Raw genomic sequence first — 20,829 nt, forward strand, 5'->3', positions numbered from 1 at the left:
GAAATAATGAAAACGACAGGTTTGATTGCCATGTTGCTGGGGATTATTGTGTTCTCTGCCAAGGCGCAAGAAGTAGAAAATGAGCTTTCCCGAAACCAACAGGAATGGCTGGATAAAGGCTGGCCGGTGACTGATACTTTGCAGTTTAGCCTGCCCAATGAAGGAAAGGTCTTGTTTTATTTTAACAATACAGAGTTCTCCGTAGAGCAGCTTACTTCTGAACTAGCGCCGCTGATGAAGAATGCGACCAAATTTCCTGAGTTTGAAACCAGGGCTTATCGGGTTGCCGATAATTTCGCTCCAACAAGTCTTAAAACGGTAAAAAACACCATTGACATTAAGTATGGAAAGCATTTGGAAAGTATTGAGTTGGGGATTCCCGTTGGCTTGGATTTTACGGCTGGGTACTTTACACCAGAAGTAGGATTTCGGGCACACTTGTCTTTGCCAGGGTATAGCTTGGGAGCCTCGATTACCAATACGGTGTACTTTCCGGATAGGGAAGCAGGAGAGATAGAGGTCAACAGTAATTGGTTTTTGAATGCAGAGTTTTCTTGGAACAAAGGTCAAAGGATTGTCAACAACGATCAAACCATACAACTGGGCGTTTTGTTGAATCAAGGGAGCTACAAACTGTTCAATGGGACTACTTTGAAAGCAGTTTATAGACATCGGGTAAGTAACCACCTTTATATTCAGGCAGGTGTGGTCGGTACTAATGATTTGAAAACCTTTTACCCGACAATTGGTGTGAGGTTTTGGTAGTTAGTCGAGTTTTTGCAATTAAACAACAAAGGCCTACCAAACTTGGTAGGCCTTTGTTGTTGAGAAATATTGATTCTATCGAATTCTATCCACGGATTTTACCAGCATTTCATCTTTACGGATAAATCTGTTGGCCACGATATTGAAAACCATGGCTACGATAATGCAGTAAAAGCCAATCATAAATGCCCCGCTGGCCGTAGGGTTGAAATCTATATTGAAGCTATAGGTCAAGTACACGATAAGGCCAAGGTTGATCACCATGACCAAGGAATTGATCATGTTAAGAAACATTTGTTTGGTTCTGGTTTTGAACTGGCTCAAACTGTAGAGGGCGATCAAAGCAGCCAAAATGGCCAAAGCACCGATGTAGAAGGTGCCAGTTTCCTCAATTACAGTATCATTGGCTACATCCAAATGGGTCATATACCAGGCCGTCAATGTCATGGTTTCAGTTTGTCCTGTATTTACTTGTGACCAAATAGGAAAATAAGTGACCAATAGCATGGCTACAGCTACAAGAAATAGAAAGATCGTTTGTACGCGTTGTATCATTGTTGAATTTTAAAACTTTTGACAAAGAAACAGGGTAATTTGAATATTCGCAAGGATTAGTGGTAAAGCACTTTTAAATTCCGCTGGAATAGTATCTTTGTGGATTGATGGAAACACTTAGAAGGTATTTTCTGGAAGTAGCCTACAAAGGCACCCATTATCATGGCTGGCAGGTACAGCCCAATGCCATGACCGTACAGGAGAAAATCAACCATGCCCTTAAAACCATATTGAGAAAGGAAATAGAAACCATGGGCAGTGGCCGGACGGACACTGGAGTGCATGGAAAGCAACAGTATTTGCATTTTGATTTTGAGGGAGATTTGGAAAGGAGGACGTTTCTCAAAAAGCTAAATGCCGTTTTACCAAAAGATATCAGTGCCTATAATCTTCAAAAAGTTAAGCCTGAAGCACATGCTCGCTTCGATGCAGCATGGAGAAGTTATGAATATTACATCTCTTTACGAAAAAATCCGTTTGAAGAAGAGTTGTCTTGGCATTGTTACTATCAATTGGATTTGGGTTTGATGAATTCAGCTGCCCAGCTTTTACTGGCACACCGGGATTTTGAATGCTTTAGTAAGGTGAAGACTGAAGTGAATCATTTTGAATGTGAAATAAAAACAGCTTTTTGGGAACAAAAAGACCAACATTTGATTTTCCATATAACGGCAAACCGATTTTTGAGGGGAATGGTACGGGCCATAGTGGGGACGATGGTGGAAGTGGGGACAGGGAAGCTTGATTTAGAAGGGTTTCAAAACATATTGGACAGTAGAAGTAGAGGCAAAGCTGGAGCCGCCGCACCGCCACAAGGCTTGTATTTGAGTGAAGTGACTTATCCTGAAAGAATATTTATATAAAACAGTATTAGATTTTGAGTCTGGAAAAAGAAAATGAAAGGAGTGGAGACATCATAGACACCCAGGTGTTGAGAAAACTCTACCAATTTGTAAAACCATATCAGGGCAGGTTTTTCTTTTTGATCTTCCTGACAATTGCCTTGGCTGCGCTTGCTCCAACACGACCGCTATTCATCCAAATGGCAATAGATGATCATGTGGCCATTGGTGATCAAGAAGGATTGCTGCAAATAATCTACCTTTTAATAGGCTTATTGATACTGCAAGCGGTTGTTCAGTTTGCACATACTTACCTTTCAGGATGGATCGGTCAGGTAATCATCAGGGACATTCGTACCAAACTGTATCGCCACTTATTGAAGATGCGTTTGAAGTTTTTTGATAATACGCCTATTGGTCGTTTAGTGACCCGGAATATTTCAGATATAGAGACACTTTCCAATGTATTCAGTGAAGGTCTGGCAGCGATTATAGGAGATTTGCTGCAATTGGTTACCATTTTGGGTGTAATGTTTTGGGTGGATTGGAAGCTGACCTTGGTCAGTTTATGCACTTTGCCATTGCTGATCATTTCTACTTATGTTTTTAAGGAGAAGGTCAAAGTGGCCTTTAATGAAGTGAGGAATGCTGTTTCCAACCTGAACTCTTTTCTTCAAGAGCATATCACTGGGATGAATATTGTGCAGATCTTTAACCGTGAGGCGAGTGAATACAAAAAGTTTAAAGAGATCAATACAGAACATAAAAAGGCTCATGTAAAGTCTGTGATGTATTACTCCGTTTACTATCCTGTTGCAGAGATTATTCAGGCTATTGGGATTGGTCTGGTGGTCTGGTATGGCGCTACTGGAGTGTTTGGGTTAGACCTAAAGGTAGGGGTGTTGATTTCTTTCATCATGTATTTGCAATTGTTTTTCCGACCCATTCGAATGTTGGCTGATCGATTTAATACTTTGCAGATGGGTGTGGTGAGTTCTTCCCGGATTTTTAAGTTGTTGGAAAGCCAAGAGCACATTGCCAATGAAGGAGAGTTAAAGCCAGAAAAAATCAAAGGGAATATCAAACTGGAGCATGTTTGGTTTGCTTATAATGATGAGGAATGGGTGCTGAAGGACATTAATTTCAAAGTGAAGCATGGTGAGACGGTGGCTTTAGTGGGTGCCACAGGAGCTGGAAAATCTTCTATCATCAATTTGATCAGCAGGTTCTATGATATCAATAAAGGTAGTATCAAGGTGGACGGCACAGATATCAAGGACTATGAGTTGGGCGTGCTTCGCAAGCACATAGGGGTGGTGCTCCAAGATGTGTTTTTGTTTTCAGATACCATTTATTTCAATATCACGTTGGGCAATCCCGACATCACTCGTGAGCAAGTGATGGAGGCAGCCGAGTTGGTGGGGGCAAAGAAGTTTATTGAGCGACTACCTGGAGGACTGGATTATAATGTGATGGAAAGAGGGGCTACCCTTTCAGTGGGCCAAAGGCAGTTGATTTCCTTTGTGAGGGCCATGGTGTACAATCCAGAAATCATCATCTTGGATGAAGCGACTTCCTCTGTAGATACAGAAACAGAAGAGCTGATCCAAAGCGCCATAGATAAAATGATGAAAGGAAGAACTTCAATCGTTATTGCCCATAGGCTTTCTACCATCCAAAAGGCAGATAATATTATTGTGTTGCACAAAGGCGAGATTAAAGAAATGGGAACCCATGAAGTCTTGTTGGAGAAAGAAGGTTATTATGCCCAGCTTCACCAGATGCAGCTCAAGTCAATGGCCAACTAAGTAAAAATTTTCTTTAGGAAATAAGTCTATTTGATAATAGCAATTAATTTTGCACCGTTAAAAGTAGGGAGTCACTTTAAACTTTAAAACTCCTTTAGAGGGGTCATGATCTATTCATTACGTCGTGATCCAAATTTTATTAAATCTCCGATTAAATTTTAATTCAACAAATGAAAAAATTACTGCTATTGGTCATCTTTAGCTTGCCTGTTGTGGCATTTGCTCAAGAACAATCTATTGGTTTGAGAATAGGCGAACCATTGAGTATTACTTACAAAACTTTTATTGAAGAAAAGATTTCCATTGAAGCCATGATTGGTCGCGGTAGTGCCAATAGTTCCGCTTACTACAGAAAGGTGTTTGATAACAATAAGCCGGCACCAGGGGCATTTTACTTAAACCATAGTGCTGGAGGTGGGGTGTCTTTGAATGGCCGGGTGGCCTATCATGAGGATATCACGGCTGAGTTTGATATTACAGAAGGTACCTTGTTGGCTTTTGGTGGAGCTGGTTTACAGTTGAGAAGTATTGGTTTGGAATATGCTTACGAGGAAGCTCCTGATGCTAACGTGGTAAGGTATGAGAGTAGAAATAACATCGACTTCGGCCCAGAAGTATTTGGTGGTGCAGAGTATTATTTTGAGGAAATGCCAATCAGTGTTTTTGCGGAACTGGGTTTGATGTTGGAAATTGCCGATCGTCCTGGGCATGTCAAGCTACAAGGTGGGATTGGCGCTAGATATATTTTCTAAGATGAAAATTGCAGGCATTATTGTGGGAGTCATTGCTTTGCTTGGCTTTGGGGCTTTTGCCTATTTGGGCGGTTTTGAGGAAATTTCACTCAAGGTGGAAGAAGTGGGTGATGTCAGGCTATATGGCTTGACCTATATAGGAACACCGCAAGATGAAGGGCTTAAGCAAACCTTTGAAAAGGTGGAAGGGTTAAAACAGTCAAACCCCTCGGCTGTATTGCATACAATTTATATGATCGAGCCGGCAGGGAAGTTGGATACCATGCAAGTTTTTGTAGGTCTGGATCGTTTGGAGAATAGTGATGGCGGTAATTGGGAGGAAAAGGTTATCTTCGCAAAGTCAGCTGTTGTAGCGGATCTAAAATTCAATAAACTGGTGATGCCCAGACCTGAAAAGGTGAAGGATAGAATCAAGGGATTTGCAAAGGAAGAAGGCTTGGCATTGCAAGGTGTTTATATTGATAGGTTGATAGCAGAGGACCATGTTCAGGTCATTGCGCCAATCAAATCCGGAAATTAAAGATTTTGTGAAAACTGGTACGGTTTTAGTAAAACAAACGAAAAGGTTATTTATAAAGAAAGAAACATAATTTCTAAAAAACCGTCTAGAGAAAATAATGTAATACTAAACTCCCCTATTATGAAAAAACTATTTTTGATTTTATTCGTGGCCACAGGAATCATCATGCAAGCATGTGAAGGGCCAGAAGGACCTCCAGGTGAACCGGGGATAAATATTGTTGGTGAGGCTTACGAGGTTGAAGTTAGTTTTAATGCCGAGAATAATTATATCGAGTTTTTTGATTTCACAGAGCCACTTGTTGAAGGAGATGCAGTATTGGTTTATATGTATGAAGCTTCACCAGTAGATTCAGAGGCGTTTGCATGGAGACTTTTGCCGCAAACCTTTTACTTTGAAAATGGAATTTTGGTTTATAATTTTGATTATACACCAGTTGACTTCAGTATTTTCTTGGATAACTCTCCTATAGATTTTGCACAATTAGACTCTTACTGGACAGACAATCTGTTGTTCAGGGTAGTGGTTTTGCCGGCAGATTTAGTCAGCTCAAGTGCAAGAATGGATTTCTATGACTATGAAGCAACCATGAAATATCTTGATATTGAGGAAGGGGATTTTATTAGATTGACTAGATAAATATCCCAAAAGAATTTGAAAGCCACCGAAGATCTTTTGGTGGCTTTTTTGTTTTTTAGAAGTCCATGAATGGAAAGCTAAGTCCATTTAAGTTTGATGGTTCGTATTATTTATTGCAATCAACTATCTTTGTGCCATGCAATTTAAAAATGACTTGATATTGAGGGCTGCCCGTGGGGAGCAAGTAGAAAGAACACCTGTTTGGTTGATGAGGCAAGCAGGAAGGATTTTACCCGAATACCGGGAAGTGCGGAATAGCGTTAGCGGATTTATAGAATTGGCACAAACTCCAGAGCTGGCGGCTGAAGTTACCATACAGCCTGTGGATCTCTTGGGGGTGGATGCAGCTATTATTTTCTCGGATATCTTGGTGATTCCGGAGGCAATGGGCTTGCCTTATGAGATGATAGAAAAGAGAGGGCCAAAATTTCCTAAAACCGTGTCCTCTGCTACAGATTTAAAGAAGTTGAGAATTGCAAATGGGGTGGATGATTTAAGTTATGTGATCGATGCCATCAAAATCACCAAGAAGGCCTTGAATGGACGTGTGCCATTGATTGGTTTTGCTGGAGCTCCTTGGACCATTTTTGCATATATGGTGGAAGGATCAGGAAGCAAGACCTTCTCCAAGTCCAGGGCTATGCTTTATCAGGAGCCTGAATTGGCTGAATTGCTTTTGGATATGATCACCAAGTCTACCATTAATTACCTGAAAGCCCAGATTGCAGCTGGAGCAGATATGGTGCAGATATTTGACAGTTGGGCAGGAATATTGCCTCCTGATCATTATAAAAAGTATTCTTTGAAATATATTTCCACAATTTGCGATGCCATCACCGAGGTGCCGGTAACTGTTTTTGCCAAAGGAGCATTCTTTGCAAGGGAAGAAATGGCCCAACTCAATTGTGAAACTATTGGCCTGGATTGGAACATGGGCATTGCAGAGTCGAGGAAGCTTATCGGAGCAGGAAAGACGTTGCAAGGTAACCTAGATCCTGCGGCATTATATGGCTCAGCAGCTGAGGTAGAAGCAGCAACCAAAAGAATGCTGGATCAGTTTGGGATGGGAAGGCACATTGCCAACTTGGGGCATGGTGTTTACCCTGATATTGATCCTGAAAAGGTAAAAGTCTTTATCAATACTGTAAAGGAATACAGTTCTCAAATGAGAGCGGAAACAGTATAAAATAAAATAGAAGTTTGAATACGGCTTACAAACCTCCACCTGTTCAGGTGGAGGTTTTATTTTATAATAATTTTATCCCCTATTTTAATTACTCCATGATCTAGGGATATTAGGTTCTGGCCGAAAAGTACTTTTTTGTCCTTTAATCGGTAAGTAGCCAAAGTTCTGAGCGGTTCTTTTCCTTTGGTCCCGGTATTCTGATCCACGGTAGTGAGGACACATCTGGCACACGGCTTGGTTACTTTAAAACGCGTTTCTCCAATAATGATTTCACTCCAAAGGTCTTCCTCAAATGCTTTCCCACCAGAAAATACGATGTTGGGTCGGAAGCGCTCCATGGGGACAGGAGTATCCAATTTTTGATTGAGGTCATCCAAGGAGCATTGGCCAATCAATAGATAAGGCATAGCATCCGCAAAACTTACCGTTTCCCCATTGGTCGAATATTTTTCTTCGACATTACGGACCGTGCTTTCTGGCATAAAAACCAACTTACAATTTACTTTGAGGATTTTAGAAAACCATTGGTTGGCTCTAGAACTGACAATTTGGCCTTTGAGAGAGTCTTCCCATACATTAACGGTTATAAATTCATCAGTTTCTGGAACAAAAGGGATTTCAAGGGTTAGTTCTGGCTGATGTTTATGTTGAACCTTTAAACTTTCTTCCTGCAGACTTACTTGTAGCAAAGCCATATGGTGAAGCGTACGTTGCGTTAGGAATTTGCCTGATTCATCGACCAGCATCCACCTTCTGTCCCACCTAAAGCCCTTGGTTAGTACTTGAGCTTTCTCCACCCGGGTACCACCAAGCGACTTGATTGGGTAGATATAGATATCTTGAATTTTCATAGCTGACTTTTGATCAACTAAATTAAGAGGATTGTCAGAAAAAAATATTAATAGTGAAGAAGTTCTTTGGGTTTGTCTGCTTGATCTGGGAGTAATTTCAAGATGATTTTATCAGAAGGAAACTTAAGATCTTTTGCTTTAAGGGTTGAATCCGACTGTGAAATATTACTTGACTTTTGTGGCTTTTCATCCATTTCCGAAATAATGAAAGATACCAAAAGGCCTATCAAAAAGACCAGGGCCCATCGTACGCGTTCATCTTTACGGGAAATTTTCATTTAATGTATTGGTGTGATTTACTTGTTTTAATAGTTTAATTCTGAAAAATGCTATTGCTCTAGCATGCCTAATTGCAGATCATAACCAGTCCAAAAACTGATGCTTCATACTCTTTAGATGCGTTTGAGGACCAAAAGGTTGCATGAAGTACATCAAAAAATGAAGATTTTAATAATAAATGTGACTAATCCTCTGATTAAAGTGACGGAGAAAATAATTGAGGTTTCTATATTCTAAACAGGGTTTGACAAAATAACATTCTTAGAAAGTAATAGTAAAATAAGTTTGACAGACTTTTGTACCGATCAGAAAGTTATGTGTCATAAATACTGCCAATCTGACACAGAAAGTTTCTGAAATAGGCTTGGCACATGAGTTGTTAATTATGTTTTCGAGTAACAGATAGAATAACAGCAATAAAGAAATATAATAAAGTTATGGGAAAAATTATTGGTATAGACTTGGGAACCACTAACTCCTGCGTTGCCGTAATGGAAGGTAATGAGCCAGTGGTGATCCAGAACAGTGAGGGAAGAAGAACTACCCCTTCTATTGTGGCATTTTTGGACAATGGAAATGGAGAAAGAAAGGTAGGGGATCCAGCAAAGAGACAAGCAATCACTAACCCAGCCAATACCATTTCATCCGTGAAAAGGTTTATGGGTAAAAAATTCTCTGAGGTTTCTGATGAGAAGAAACATGCCTCTTATAAAGTTGAAAAAGGTTCCAATGATACTGTAGCTGTGAAAATCGGTGACAGATCATATACACCTCAAGAGATTTCAGCGATGATTCTTCAGAAAATGAAGTCAACTGCTGAGGATTTCTTGGGACAAGAAGTAACAGAGGCAGTCATTACTGTTCCAGCTTACTTTAATGATGCAGAACGTCACGCCACTAAGGAAGCTGGTCAAATTGCAGGTTTGGAAGTGAAAAGAATCATCAACGAGCCTACTGCAGCAGCCTTGGCCTATGGTATGGACAAGAAGGACAGGGATATGAAAATTGCAGTGTATGATCTTGGTGGTGGTACATTTGATATTTCTATCCTAGAGTTGGGTGATGGTGTATTCGAAGTGAAGTCTACTAACGGTGATGTTCACCTTGGGGGAGATGACTTTGACCAAGTGATCATTGATTGGTTGGCAGCAGAGTTCAAATCTGAAGAGGATATTGACTTGAAGCAAGACCCTATGGCGCTTCAGCGCTTGAAGGAAGCTGCTGAGAAAGCTAAGATTGAGCTTTCAAGTTCATCTTCTACTGAGATCAATCTTCCTTATATCACTGCGACCCAAACAGGCCCTAAGCACTTGGTAAGAAACCTTTCTAGAGCCAAATTCGAACAACTGTCTGAGACATTGGTGAAGCGTTCTATGGAGCCTTGCAAGAAGGCCTTGTCTGATGCAGGCATGTCTCCTTCAGAAATTGACGAAGTAATCTTGGTAGGTGGTTCTACAAGGATCCCTAAAATTCAGGAAGAAGTAGAGAAGTTCTTCGGTAAGAAGCCGTCTAAGGGTGTTAATCCTGATGAGGTAGTAGCCATTGGTGCTGCCATCCAAGGTGGTGTATTGACTGGTGAAGTGAAAGATGTATTGTTGCTAGATGTGACACCGCTTTCTTTAGGTATCGAAACCATGGGTGGAGTATTCACCAAATTGATCGAAGCCAACACTACCATTCCATCCAAGAAGTCTGAGACTTTCTCTACCGCAGCTGACAACCAACCTGCAGTGGATATTCATGTACTTCAAGGTGAAAGACCTTTGGCCAAGGATAACAGAAGTATCGGTAGATTCCAATTGAGCGACATTCCGCCAGCACCAAGAGGTGTGCCTCAAATCGAAGTAACTTTCGATATTGATGCGAACGGTATCCTTCACGTATCTGCCAAGGACAAGGGAACAGGTAAAGAGCAGAAAATCAAAATCGAAGCTTCTTCAGGACTTTCTGATGAGGAAATCGAAAGAATGAAAAAAGAGGCTGAAGCTAATGCTGCTTCTGATAAGGAGGAAAAAGAAAAAATCGAAAAGCTTAACCAAGCTGACAGTTTGATCTTCCAAACTGAGAAGCAGTTGAAAGAATTCGGTGATAAGCTTTCTGATGGAAATAAAACCAATATCAATGGAGCATTGGAGAAGTTGAAATCAGCTCACCAAGCCCAGGATTTGGCTGCCATCACTCCTGCTATTGAAGAACTTAACAAAGCATGGGAAGCGGCTTCTACAGAAATGTACAACGCTACTCAAGGAGCTGGTGCTGAAGGTGCTGCTGGAGCGGGAGCAGGTGCTTCTGCTGAAGCAGGTGCGGATGCTGGAGACAGTGTTTCTGATGTAGATTATGAAGAAGTAAACGAAGAAGATAAGAAATAATTTTCTTCGAGATCAATAAGTAAAAAGCATCTCGTGTACTCGGGGTGCTTTTTGTTTTTAATCCAAGTGAACTAACAATGCGGTTGACGGAAGACAATAAGCTTAGAAAGCTGGTAGTAGTAGGTGATCGGGTATTGATCAAACCTAAAGAGGCCACCGAGAAGACCTCAAGTGGTCTTTACCTTCCTCCTGGTGTCCAGGAAAAGGAAAAGGTACAGCAAGGCTATATCATAAAGGCCGGTCCAGGTTATCCCATTCCAATGCATGTGGAAGAAGATGAGCCTTGGAAAGAAAAAGAAGAGAACATTCGGTATGTGCCGCTCCAAGCGAAAGAAGGTGATTTAGCCATTTTCTTATTGAATGGAGCTCATGAAGTAATTTATGAGGGAGAGAAATTCTATATTGTCTCTCAAAATGCCATTTTGATGCTGGAAAGAGAAGAGGAGCTTTAATAGCTCCTTTTTTTTGTGCCTACTTTCAAAAAGGCATTGCTATAATTGGATTTTAGCCGAGTCTAAATTGTTTTAGGGGATGATTTTTTTTAACTTATCCAATACATTTTTAAGCCAATTACCCTATGAACAGACCCCGTAACCTCAAGCAATTAAAAAATGATGAAAAGATTTGGGATATAGCGATAATTGGAGGAGGTTCTTCAGGTTTAGGGGTAGCTCTGGACGCTTTGTCGAGAGGATTGAGTGTCGTGCTTTTTGAGCGATCCGACTTTGCTAAAGGCACTTCCAGTAGAAGTACTAAATTGGTTCATGGTGGTGTCAGGTATTTGGCCCAAGGGGATATTCTTTTGGTTTGGGAAGCGTTAAGGGAGAGAGGGCGGATTCTTAGAAACGCTCCCCACTTAGCCCATGTGCAACCTTTTGTCATTCCTATCTATTCTTATTTGGGGAAACTCAGGTATACTCTTGGGCTTAAGGTTTATGACTGGATGTCAGGTTGGTTGAGTCTTGGAGATTCTTATTTTATTTCAAAAGAAGAAACTATTGAGCGGTTACCTCAGATAAAGCAAGAGGGATTGCTTGGAGGGGTAGTGTATCATGATGGAGAGTTTGATGACGCCAGATTGGCTTTGGCAATTGCCCAGACTTGTGATGACTTAGGTGGGCTAATGTTGAATTACACTCCTGTGACTGCTCTGATGAAGGATGAAAATCAAAAAGTGGCTGGGCTTAAAGTAAGGGATGCTCTTGGCAAGAAAAACTATCAGGTGAAAGCTAAGATGGTGGTAAATGCGACAGGAGTATTTGCGGATAAAATTTTGAGGATGGATCAACCGGAAGTGGCAAAGATGATTCAACCGAGCCAAGGGGTTCATTTGGTCCTGTCCAATGAATTTTTAGGAGGAGCTGATGCGTTGATGATTCCAAAAACTTCTGATGGTCGTGTGCTTTTTGCCGTGCCTTGGAAAGGGAAGCTGGTGATGGGGACTACAGATACATTGAGAGAGAAGGCAAAACAGGAACCAGAAGCATTGTCTAGAGAGGTTTCTTTTATCCTAAATACAGCTGGCTTGTATTTGACCAAAAAACCAAGCAGAAAAGATATTTTAGCTGTTTATGCCGGATTGAGACCTTTGGCAGCCCCTAAAGAAGGAAAAGTCAAAACAAAAGAAATTTCCAGAAATCATAAGATTATCGTTGCTGATTCGGGTTTGGTGACCCTTACAGGTGGTAAATGGACCACGTTTAGGAAGATGGGAGAAGATACGGTCAATTATTTTCATAGAATAACTGGTGAAGAATTAAGGGTGAGTAAATCATGGGAAGTTAAAATACATGGTTATGGGGAGGTTATTCTGGAAGGCCATTGGAAAAAATATGGCAATGAAGCGGTCAAGATTCTCCAAATGATCAAGGATAATCCGGCTTATGCAAAGCTTCTTCACGCTGACTACCCTTATACTGCAGGGGAAGTGGTCTGGGCTGTAAGAGAGGAAATGGCCATGAAGGTGGAAGATGTGTTGTCCAGAAGAATAAGGATGTTGATTCTGGATACTAAGACTGCATTAGAAATGGCGCCATTGGTAGCCAAACTGATGGCCGAGGAATTGAAAGAAGATGATGTATGGATCAATAAGGAGTTGGTAGATTTTGAGAATATAGCTAAGAAGTATTTGATTAAAATATAAAACAATGACCCAAAATAACCAATTTATCATGGCGTTGGACCAAGGTACAACTAGCTCCAGGGCCATTCTTTTTGATAGGCAAGGTCAAATTGTCGCCTTGGCCCAAAAGGATTTCAAGCAGTATTTCCCTAAGTCAGGTTGGGTGGAGCACGACCCTGCTGAGATTTGGACCTCACAGGCCTCAGTCATCTTGGAGGTAATTGCCAAGGCAGAAATCGCTCCTAATCAGATCGCTGGAATCGGGATTACCAATCAAAGGGAGACAACTATTCTTTGGGACAGGGATACAGGAAAACCGCTGTATAAGGCGATAGTATGGCAGGATAGACGGACTTCGGCCTATTGTAATGAACTGAAAAGGAAGGGCTATTCTGAAAAAATAAGTAAGAAAACCGGGTTGATCATTGATGCCTATTTTTCCGCTACAAAGATTAAGTGGATTTTGGATCATGTGGATGGAGCACGTGAAAAGGCAGCAAAAGGTAAAATATGTTTTGGGACGGTCGATAGTTGGTTGATCTGGAAGTTGACAAAAGGAAAGGAACATATTACCGACATAACCAACGCAAGCAGAACCTTGCTTTTTAATATTCATGAAAAAGAATGGGACAAAGAACTGTTGGAGTTATTTGATATTCCTGAGTCCATATTACCAGAAGTAAAATCCTGCAGTGAGGTTTACTGTACCACTGCAGGAGATGTTTTGTCTTCCAAAATTCCGATAGCAGGTATAGCAGGAGACCAACAAGCGGCACTTTTTGGGCAATTATGTACCCGTCACGGTATGGCAAAGACCACATATGGAACAGGTTGTTTTTTGGTGATGAATACCGGTGAACAACCAGTTGCTTCAAACAACCAATTGCTCACGACCATTGCTTGGGAGGTCAACGGGAAGGTGAAATATGCTTTGGAAGGAAGTGTGTTTATCGGAGGAGCGGCCATTCAATGGTTGAGAGATGGAATAAAGGTTTTTCAACATGCTGAGCAAAGTGAGTCACTTGCTACCAGCGTGGAAGATAGTGGAGGGGTTTATTTTGTTCCTGCATTGACAGGCTTGGGAGCACCTTACTGGGACCAGGATGCCAGAGGAGCCTTCTTTGGAATTACTAGAGGGACTACTCAAGCCCATTTTGCAAGGGCGGGCCTGGAAGCAATAGCTTATCAGGTTTATGATGTCCTTAGTGCCATGGAAAAGGATGCTGGGGAGAAAACAAAGGAAATGAGAGTAGATGGAGGTGCTTCAGCCAATAATTTTTTGATGCAGTTTCAAGCTGATCTGATTCGAAGTGAGGTTAAGCGGCCACAGATAACCGAGACTACTGCTTTGGGGGCAGCTTACTTGGCTGGTTTAGCTGTAGGTTACTGGAAAGATGAGGCAGCCTTGGAGCAGCTATGGGAAGAAGACGCCAGTTTTGAACCCAAATTGGAGGAGGATATTGTCAAAGAGAAACTTCATTTTTGGCATAAGGCAGTTGAGAGAACCAAAGACTGGGAAGAAGAATGATTTTTTACACTTTCAGGAATACCTTATGAATATTTATTTAGCTGAATTTATAGGAACGACGCTGTTACTTACCATGGGATCAGGAGTTGTAGCCAATGTAGTGTTGAAGCAAACCAAGGGAAATAATAGTGGCTGGATGGTGATTACTACAGCCTGGGCCTTGGGCGTATTTATTGGTGTAGTTGTCGCGGGGCCATATAGCGGTGCCCATCTCAATCCCGCTGTGAGTGTCGGACTGGCTGTTGCTGGCTTATTTGATTGGGCATTAGTGCCGGGTTATATCACTGCGCAAGTATTGGGGGCGGCATTTGGAGCTAGTATTGCTTGGTTGATATACAAGGATCACTTTGATGCTACTGATGATCAAGGTTTGAAGTTTGCTCCTTTCGCAACTGTTCCTGCCATTAGAAACTATTCTTCGAATTTCCTTTCAGAAGTGGTGGGTACGTTTGTATTGATATTTGTGATTTTGTATTCCACTGGAGCCAATTTGGAAGATCCCAACAATACTCCAATTGGACTAGGTGCTTTAGGTGCTTTGCCTGTGGCTTTTTTGGTTTGGGTGATTGGCCTGTCACTTGGAGGTACTACTGGTTATGCAATTAACCCTGCGAGGGATTTAGGGCCTCGCTTGGCCCATCAAATTTTACCGATCAAAGGAAAGGGAGGAAGTGATTGGGCATACAGTTGGGTGCCCATTTTGGGGCCTTTGGTCGGGGCTTGTTTGGCTGCTGTTTTGTATTTATTTTTGGGCACAAACTAATTTTTGTCAAACCGAAAATGAATTTTTATCAAATGAGCAAATATTATTTTTTAGCGCTGGCTTTATTAGTGGCCTGCACTCAGGCTAAAGAAACAATTAAAAATGATGTAGAGACCATAGTTATCAATACTGAGGAAATTGAGGATAGTGTGGACATCTCCTCTATAATTAAAGAAATCCGTTTTGTTCCACTTGAAGACAAAGATGGTGATTATTTGAAGGGAGCGGATAGGGTTTTGATTACAAAGGATCATTATATCTTATTTGATCGATTTAATTCAGGTGAAGTCAAAGTCTATGATAGGCTGGGGAAGTTGGTCAAGCAAGTGGGTGAGAAAGGGCCGGGGCCATTAGAAGTACGGCAAATAAATGATTATTGGTTAAATGAAGAAGGCTGTTTGGAAATCTATGATTTCAACCTGAAAAAAATTGTGGTTTTTGATAAGGAATTTATTGCTGAGAGCTCTTTTAAGACCAAAGACCCTCTCATATTTCATAATGTTACTCAGTTAGTAGGAGATGATGGTGGTTATGTCGGGTTTAAAGCATACAGTGGCTTTAATGGTCCTTTTAATGATGTTTACTATAAAATTGGTTTTCTGGATAAGGATTTTAGTTTAAAAAATACTGCTTTGAGTTACCCTGCTGAGTTGGATTGGGCTTCGGTGACTGTTCCAATAAGTCCTTTTGCGCGATATAGGGATTCTATAAGGTTTTATCAAAATTTTGATCCCACTATTTATCATGTTCAATCTGCAGATACTTTGATAAAGCGTTTTGCTATAAAATACCAACCTAATCCAATGCCAGAGAATTGGGAGCAGGAGGTTATTTTACCAAATGGGGCATACTTTAAATCTAGGAAACATGATTTTGAAAAAGTTAAGTCTATTTTCAAAGGTAAATCAGGGTTTGCGGGGAGTTGGAAGGAGTCAAGTAAATATGCGGTCATTAATTCGTTTGATGAAAATTATGGACGTTTTCATTCGCTTTATTCTAAATCTGAAAATAAAGTGATAGCCAATGGAAGAGCCTTTATTGAAAATGAACGTTACCATATAGCATTACCCCCTATTCAGGTGGTAGATGAAGAAAAAGAAATGTTTGTGGGTGTTTGGCAAGGAGCTTTATTAAAGGAATATATCCTTATGGAAAACAGTCCGTTTCATGAAAAAATAAAAGATGTGGAAAGCTTTTACCTGATAGAGGTGACGTTTAAGTGAAACAAAAAAAGCGAACCAAATTTGGTTCGCTTTTTTCTTATCTTGATGCTTAGCTGATTAATCCAGGATTTTTTCAGCTAAAAGAATAATTTCATTATCTCTAACTTCCACTACACCGCCGTCTACTTCTAGAGATTGCTTGCCGTCATTGGTAGTGTAAGAAACGGTTCCTTTTGCCAGTGCAGATACAATAGGAGCGTGGTTTTTCAATACCTGAAAAGCACCTGAAGCGCCTGGGAAACTGGCTTCGGATACTTCCCCCTGAAATACCTTTTTGTCCGGTGTTATGATTTCTAAATGCATGTTGCTGCTAGTTTGGTTTAAAAAATCACAGGGAAAAGCAGACGAATAAGCTTTTACCCTGTGATTTGTTCCTCTATAAGGAAGAGGTGTTTAATTATTTAACTTCAGCGAGCATTTTCTCACCTTTGGCGATAGCATCATCGATGTTACCTACCAAGTTGAATGCTGCTTCAGGAAGGTGATCCAACTCACCGTCCATGATCATGGTGAAGCCTTTGATGGTATCTTTGATGTCTACAAGCACACCTTTAAGGCCTGTAAACTGTTCTGCAACGTGGAAAGGCTGAGACAAGAATCTTTGTACCCTTCTAGCTCTGTGTACAACTAACTTATCTTCTTCAGAAAGTTCTTCCATACCAAGGATGGCGATGATATCCTGAAGTTCTTTATAACGTTGAAGTAATTCTTTTACCCTAGTAGCACAGTCATAGTGCTCATCTCCCAAGATACCTGGCTCAAGGATTCTAGAAGTAGAGTCCAAAGGATCTACTGCTGGGTAGATACCTAGCTCGGCAATCTTACGGGAAAGTACTGTAGTGGCATCCAAGTGGGCGAAAGTAGTCGCAGGAGCCGGATCAGTCAAGTCATCCGCAGGTACGTAAACGGCTTGTACGGAAGTAATGGAACCGTGCTTGGTAGAGGTAATTCTCTCTTGCATGGCACCCATTTCTGTTGCTAGTGTAGGTTGGTAACCTACCGCTGAAGGCATACGTCCCAAAAGGGCGGATACTTCAGAACCAGCTTGGGTAAATCGGAAGATGTTATCGATAAAGAATAGGATATCTTTACCAGCGCCATCACCTTCACCATCACGGTAATATTCAGCTAGCGTAAGACCTGTCAAGGCTACCCGAGCACGAGCACCAGGAGGTTCGTTCATCTGACCGAACACAAATGTTGCCTTAGAATCTTTAAGTTTTTCAATATCTACTTTGGAAAGATCCCATCCACCTTCATTTTCAAGAGACTCAACGAAATCATCACCGTAAGTTACGATACCAGACTCGATCATTTCTCTCAAAAGGTCATTTCCTTCACGGGTTCTTTCACCAACACCAGCAAATACAGATAGACCTGAATAAGCTTTGGCGATGTTGTTGATCAATTCCTGGATCAATACGGTTTTACCTACACCGGCACCACCGAAAAGACCAATTTTACCACCTTTGGCATACGGCTCGATCAAGTCGATAACTTTAATACCTGTGTAAAGCACTTCAGTGGAAGTAGACAAGTCTTCAAATTTAGGAGCATGTCTGTGGATAGGAAGTCGATTAGCAGAATCTACTTTAGGTAGACCATCGATTGGTTCTCCAACCACATTGAACAAACGCCCTTTGATACCTTCACCAGTTGGAACAGAAATAGGAGCGCCCATATCGACAGCTGCCATACCTCTTACCAATCCTTCTGAGGAATCCATTGCGATAGTTCTCACACGGTCTTCACCGAGGTGTTGTTGAACTTCCAATACTACTTTTTGACCATTCTCCTTGGTGATTTCGAGTGCGTCCAGGATATTCGGTAGTTTTCCCCCTTCGAACGAGATGTCCACTACGGGGCCAATTACCTGAGTTATCTTACCAGTATTCGCCATTTTTGTGTATTAATGTAAAAGGAATTAATGCAAATCTATTATTCGACTGCAAAATTAACTAATAATGGTTAATACCAAAGGATGTTTTAAAAATTAATCCACTTTAGGTCAATTTTTTATAAGTTGCATTTCTGATGGGCAGATTGGAAGAGGCCTTTTTTCGAGAGGTAAATTTTGGAAAGTTGTTTTATAACTAAATTTTTGCAATTTGTTATCATTGCTGTTGGAATTAAAAATACCTCCTTGCCCGTACAAACCTTGGGTTCCAGTAAGTAGAGAAGAGATTGTCTTCCGTTACTCCCAAAGAAGATGAAGAGTGAATAAACTGGATGCTGCGCCTGCCCGTGTCCGTCACAATTCCCGCATGAGTCACTTTGTTCCTTTTCTTTCCGGTAGCAAAGAAAACCACATCTCCTATTTCCAATTTTTTTATTGATACCTTTTTTCCAGTTTTGCTCTGCTCGCTAGAGGTTCTTGGGAGACTTATTCCAACACTATTGAATGACAAATAAAGCAGAGCGGAACAATCCATGCCTGATCGGGTGGCGCCACCGTATCGGTAAGGAGTGCCTCGATATGATTTAGCGGTTTGGACAACAGTATTTACATTGCGGCGGTAGGCTTTTTTTGAAGCGGAGCAGGAACTGAAAAAAATCAAAATGAGTAGTGAAGGTACTAGAAGAATTGTGCGCTTAGCTTTGAGGCGTGTTGGTAGAGTCATTGGTTTGGTGAATCGTTTTTCAATTATACTGAAGTATCTTGATCTAAGCAATATTAGCCTAATGACTTGAAAGCCGAAATTAACCTTGAAAAAGAAAAAATATTCATGGTCTGAAACTTGAAGTTAACAGAGATGGTTAATAGTTTTATACTTTAGTGAAAAACATGAAGTTGGAAACTCCTTGATAACAAGATGATTAAAGAAGATTTTAAAAAATTGCCTCTGCATAAAAAGATCAATAAGCTCTACACCGAAGGAACCTTTGTGGTGGGGATTAGGTATTATGCGCACAAGGTGAATTTATATCTTCTTGACAATGAATACGTGGAAGTTTTTTATAACCATAAATTGGATAAGATCGACAAAATAGATTTTCTAAACCATGAACATACCAGGATGAAGTTCTATTTGGATCAGATCAATTTGAAGCTATAGCCTTTTCAATTCAGGAGCAACAGCTCATTGTGTATCTTTAGGACTTGTGGTATCAGTTGTTGGTTTTCCGTATTCTTAATTATAAAGTCCGCCAAATTATTTTTATCGGTATCTGGCAATTGTCGATCAATAATCGCATTGATTTGCTCCTCTGAACGCTGTGGATCTCGCATGAGAACCCGACTAACACGAAGCTTTACAGGAGCGCTTACATTGATGATTTTATTTAGTTCTTTATAAGAACCTGTTTCAAAAAGAAGGGCAGCTTCCTTGAGTACATATGGTGTATTTTGTTTAGATGCCCAGAATTCGAAATCTGATTTGACCGCAGGGTGGACCAAACTATTGATTTTTTTTGTCTTCTGTTCGTCAGAAAAGACCTCATTGGCCAAATAGAGTTTGTTCAAACTTCCGTCAGGGAGAAAGGCTTCTTTACCGAAAGTGTCTTGTATTTCTTTTCTTAAGGTTTCATTATGCGCCATAAGCCACTTTGCCCGATCATCAGCCGAGTAAACGGGGATTCCTAAAACGGAAAAAATTTTAGCAGCAGTAGATTTTCCTGCGCCAATACCTCCGGTAATGCCAATCAATAATGGTTTTTGATCAGTCATAGCTTAATTTAAAAGTATTTGGTTCAATTTCTACCGACTTGATATAATCCGGTAAGTTCAACACTTCTATGGTAACAGTGCTATCCTCTTTATTTCGGTGTCTATAATTGAGGATTCCTTCAAACTCAACGTTCCTAAGCTCAGAAACCTTTCTTTCGTCTACTCTATAGTTCATGAGAACGGATGAAACATCCCTGGAAAGGGTGACATTTTTTGGGAAATTTTCCTCTCTTATTTTCAGTCTTTTATTGCCTTCAAGAAATGCCACGACATCAAAAGTCACTTGAATGTTTTTAGGAGAAAATTCAATGAATGGTTGTAAATCCTCAGGCATGTCAATGGAGATTGACTGGTTAAAGCTTTGTTGAATTCCTGTTTCATTCAATGCTAAGACTAAAGAGTCTCCTAAGGCATCTATTTTAGATTCAGGCCCTTTTACATGGACTGATATGGGTTCAATGGTGATTTCACTGGCATATTCATGATGAGGAGCAAGTTCCAAAGTTGATGTGTCGATTTTGACAATTAGATCGCTTTCGATGATTTTGTCAAAGTCAAATTTCAAGGTGTCTGTTAGAATTGCTGAAAGGTTGGTTGGAGCTAAGATTTCTCCCAGACTTCTTCTGTATTCGGAAGAAAGCAAATAGTCCTGGTTATCAGGATTGGAAAGCTCTATAGCAAATGGATTTACATTGAAATTGAAATATTTCCTGAAAAGGTCCCAACCATTGCCATTGATTTCAATTTTGATTTCAGATGGCAGTTCTTTGACTGCCATGTATTCTTCAGCATTGTACTGGAATTCAATGGGGTAGCTGACTACTGTGGAATAGTTGTCTTTGTTCAAAGCATTCAAAACCCAAAAAGTGGTGGCTGCTATTACGCAGAGGGCCACCACTTTGATGTCAGATGCTTTCTTTTTTTGAAGCTTCCCGAAGTATTTTTGAAATCTACTCAAGA

22 protein-coding genes are annotated in these 20,829 nt (G+C 40.7%); 14 read left to right on the forward strand and 8 right to left on the reverse strand.

The features are described from left to right. Nucleotides 1-6: 6 nt before the first annotated feature. Nucleotides 7-765, forward strand: a complete 759-nt coding sequence (locus JL001_RS08650) for a hypothetical protein (RefSeq protein ID WP_200975716.1) — start codon at nucleotides 7-9, stop codon at nucleotides 763-765. A gap of 75 nt (nucleotides 766-840) precedes the next feature. On the opposite strand, the gene JL001_RS08655 is transcribed toward JL001_RS08650, so the two are convergent. Further along, nucleotides 841-1,320 (reverse strand): DUF4293 domain-containing protein, encoded by a 480-nt coding sequence (locus tag JL001_RS08655; RefSeq protein WP_200975717.1) that lies wholly within the window; start codon nucleotides 1,318-1,320, stop codon nucleotides 841-843. 107 nt (nucleotides 1,321-1,427) lie between these two features. Here JL001_RS08655 and truA point away from each other — a divergent pair, with 107 nt between their 5' ends. The 6 genes from truA (at nucleotide 1,428) to hemE (ending at nucleotide 7,067) form a co-directional block, all read left to right on the forward strand. Continuing rightward, nucleotides 1,428-2,183 carry a tRNA pseudouridine(38-40) synthase TruA gene (gene truA / locus JL001_RS08660; protein WP_200975718.1) on the forward strand — a complete coding sequence of 252 codons (756 nt, stop codon included), beginning with the start codon at nucleotides 1,428-1,430 and terminating at the stop codon, nucleotides 2,181-2,183. A 14-nt stretch (nucleotides 2,184-2,197) separates the two neighbouring features. Then, nucleotides 2,198-3,970: an ABC transporter ATP-binding protein gene (locus JL001_RS08665; protein ID WP_200975719.1), complete on the forward strand. Its 1,773-nt coding sequence runs from the start codon at nucleotides 2,198-2,200 to the stop codon at nucleotides 3,968-3,970. Nucleotides 3,971-4,140: 170 nt separating this feature from the next. Next, on the forward strand, nucleotides 4,141-4,722 hold the full coding sequence (locus tag JL001_RS08670; RefSeq protein ID WP_200975720.1) for a hypothetical protein: 582 nt from the start codon (nucleotides 4,141-4,143) through the stop codon (nucleotides 4,720-4,722). Then, nucleotides 4,679-5,242 carry a hypothetical protein gene (locus JL001_RS08675; protein ID WP_236252755.1) on the forward strand — a complete coding sequence of 188 codons (564 nt, stop codon included), beginning with the start codon at nucleotides 4,679-4,681 and terminating at the stop codon, nucleotides 5,240-5,242. Before JL001_RS08670 ends, JL001_RS08675 begins: the two co-directional genes overlap by 44 nt. Nucleotides 5,243-5,362: 120 nt before the next feature. Then, nucleotides 5,363-5,881 (forward strand): hypothetical protein, encoded by a 519-nt coding sequence (locus JL001_RS08680; protein ID WP_192010746.1) that lies wholly within the window; start codon nucleotides 5,363-5,365, stop codon nucleotides 5,879-5,881. 136 nt (nucleotides 5,882-6,017) lie between these two features. Beyond that, entirely contained in the window at nucleotides 6,018-7,067 is a 1,050-nt protein-coding gene (hemE, locus tag JL001_RS08685; protein ID WP_200975721.1) for a uroporphyrinogen decarboxylase, read from the forward strand. Nucleotides 7,068-7,123: 56 nt separating this feature from the next. Here hemE and JL001_RS08690 read toward each other — a convergent pair whose 3' ends face one another. Both JL001_RS08690 and JL001_RS08695 read right to left on the reverse strand, forming a co-directional pair. Beyond that, nucleotides 7,124-7,918, reverse strand: coding sequence for an MOSC domain-containing protein (locus tag JL001_RS08690; RefSeq protein ID WP_200975722.1), 795 nt, complete (start codon nucleotides 7,916-7,918; stop codon nucleotides 7,124-7,126). A 47-nt stretch (nucleotides 7,919-7,965) separates the two neighbouring features. After that, complete coding sequence (locus JL001_RS08695) at nucleotides 7,966-8,196, reverse strand: hypothetical protein (protein WP_200975723.1); 231 nt, start codon at nucleotides 8,194-8,196, stop codon at nucleotides 7,966-7,968. 438 nt (nucleotides 8,197-8,634) lie between these two features. On the opposite strand from JL001_RS08695, the gene dnaK reads away from it, so the two are divergent. From dnaK to JL001_RS08725, 6 genes are all read left to right on the forward strand, one after another. After that, nucleotides 8,635-10,566 carry a molecular chaperone DnaK gene (dnaK, locus tag JL001_RS08700; protein ID WP_200975724.1) on the forward strand — a complete coding sequence of 644 codons (1,932 nt, stop codon included), beginning with the start codon at nucleotides 8,635-8,637 and terminating at the stop codon, nucleotides 10,564-10,566. Between the two features lie 77 nt (nucleotides 10,567-10,643). Then, the gene (locus JL001_RS08705) at nucleotides 10,644-11,018 is read left to right on the forward strand and encodes a co-chaperone GroES family protein (RefSeq protein WP_200975725.1); all 375 of its coding nucleotides are present in this window, start codon (nucleotides 10,644-10,646) and stop codon (nucleotides 11,016-11,018) included. A gap of 125 nt (nucleotides 11,019-11,143) precedes the next feature. Next, on the forward strand, nucleotides 11,144-12,709 hold the full coding sequence (locus JL001_RS08710) for a glycerol-3-phosphate dehydrogenase/oxidase (protein ID WP_200975726.1): 1,566 nt from the start codon (nucleotides 11,144-11,146) through the stop codon (nucleotides 12,707-12,709). Nucleotides 12,710-12,713: 4 nt separating this feature from the next. Beyond that, entirely contained in the window at nucleotides 12,714-14,216 is a 1,503-nt protein-coding gene (gene glpK, locus JL001_RS08715; RefSeq protein ID WP_200975727.1) for a glycerol kinase GlpK, read from the forward strand. 25 nt (nucleotides 14,217-14,241) lie between these two features. Then, the gene (locus tag JL001_RS08720; RefSeq protein ID WP_200975728.1) at nucleotides 14,242-14,979 is read left to right on the forward strand and encodes an MIP/aquaporin family protein; all 738 of its coding nucleotides are present in this window, start codon (nucleotides 14,242-14,244) and stop codon (nucleotides 14,977-14,979) included. 32 nt (nucleotides 14,980-15,011) lie between these two features. Continuing rightward, nucleotides 15,012-16,202 (forward strand): 6-bladed beta-propeller, encoded by a 1,191-nt coding sequence (locus JL001_RS08725; protein WP_200975729.1) that lies wholly within the window; start codon nucleotides 15,012-15,014, stop codon nucleotides 16,200-16,202. A 57-nt stretch (nucleotides 16,203-16,259) separates the two neighbouring features. Here JL001_RS08725 and atpC read toward each other — a convergent pair whose 3' ends face one another. The 3 genes from atpC to JL001_RS08740 form a co-directional block, all read right to left on the reverse strand. Then, entirely contained in the window at nucleotides 16,260-16,505 is a 246-nt protein-coding gene (gene atpC, locus JL001_RS08730) for an ATP synthase F1 subunit epsilon (RefSeq protein ID WP_200975730.1), read from the reverse strand. 94 nt (nucleotides 16,506-16,599) lie between these two features. Further along, a complete protein-coding gene (gene atpD / locus JL001_RS08735) occupies nucleotides 16,600-18,102 on the reverse strand; it encodes a F0F1 ATP synthase subunit beta (protein WP_200975731.1) in 1,503 nt (500 codons plus the stop codon). A 229-nt stretch (nucleotides 18,103-18,331) separates the two neighbouring features. Then, complete coding sequence (locus JL001_RS08740) at nucleotides 18,332-18,823, reverse strand: C40 family peptidase (protein WP_200975732.1); 492 nt, start codon at nucleotides 18,821-18,823, stop codon at nucleotides 18,332-18,334. A 192-nt stretch (nucleotides 18,824-19,015) separates the two neighbouring features. Here JL001_RS08740 and JL001_RS08745 point away from each other — a divergent pair, with 192 nt between their 5' ends. Beyond that, the gene (locus tag JL001_RS08745) at nucleotides 19,016-19,258 is read left to right on the forward strand and encodes a hypothetical protein (protein WP_200975733.1); all 243 of its coding nucleotides are present in this window, start codon (nucleotides 19,016-19,018) and stop codon (nucleotides 19,256-19,258) included. Nucleotides 19,259-19,263: 5 nt separating this feature from the next. Here JL001_RS08745 and coaE read toward each other — a convergent pair whose 3' ends face one another. Next, entirely contained in the window at nucleotides 19,264-19,869 is a 606-nt protein-coding gene (gene coaE, locus JL001_RS08750) for a dephospho-CoA kinase (protein ID WP_200975734.1), read from the reverse strand. Further along, nucleotides 19,862-20,827, reverse strand: a complete 966-nt coding sequence (locus JL001_RS08755; protein ID WP_200975735.1) for a YbbR-like domain-containing protein — start codon at nucleotides 20,825-20,827, stop codon at nucleotides 19,862-19,864. The genes coaE and JL001_RS08755 overlap by 8 nt, the downstream gene beginning before the upstream one ends. Between the last annotated feature and the right edge of the window lie 2 nt (nucleotides 20,828-20,829).

The sequence above is a fragment of the Echinicola sp. 20G genome (genome assembly GCF_015533855.1).
Classification (GTDB): domain Bacteria; phylum Bacteroidota; class Bacteroidia; order Cytophagales; family Cyclobacteriaceae; genus Echinicola.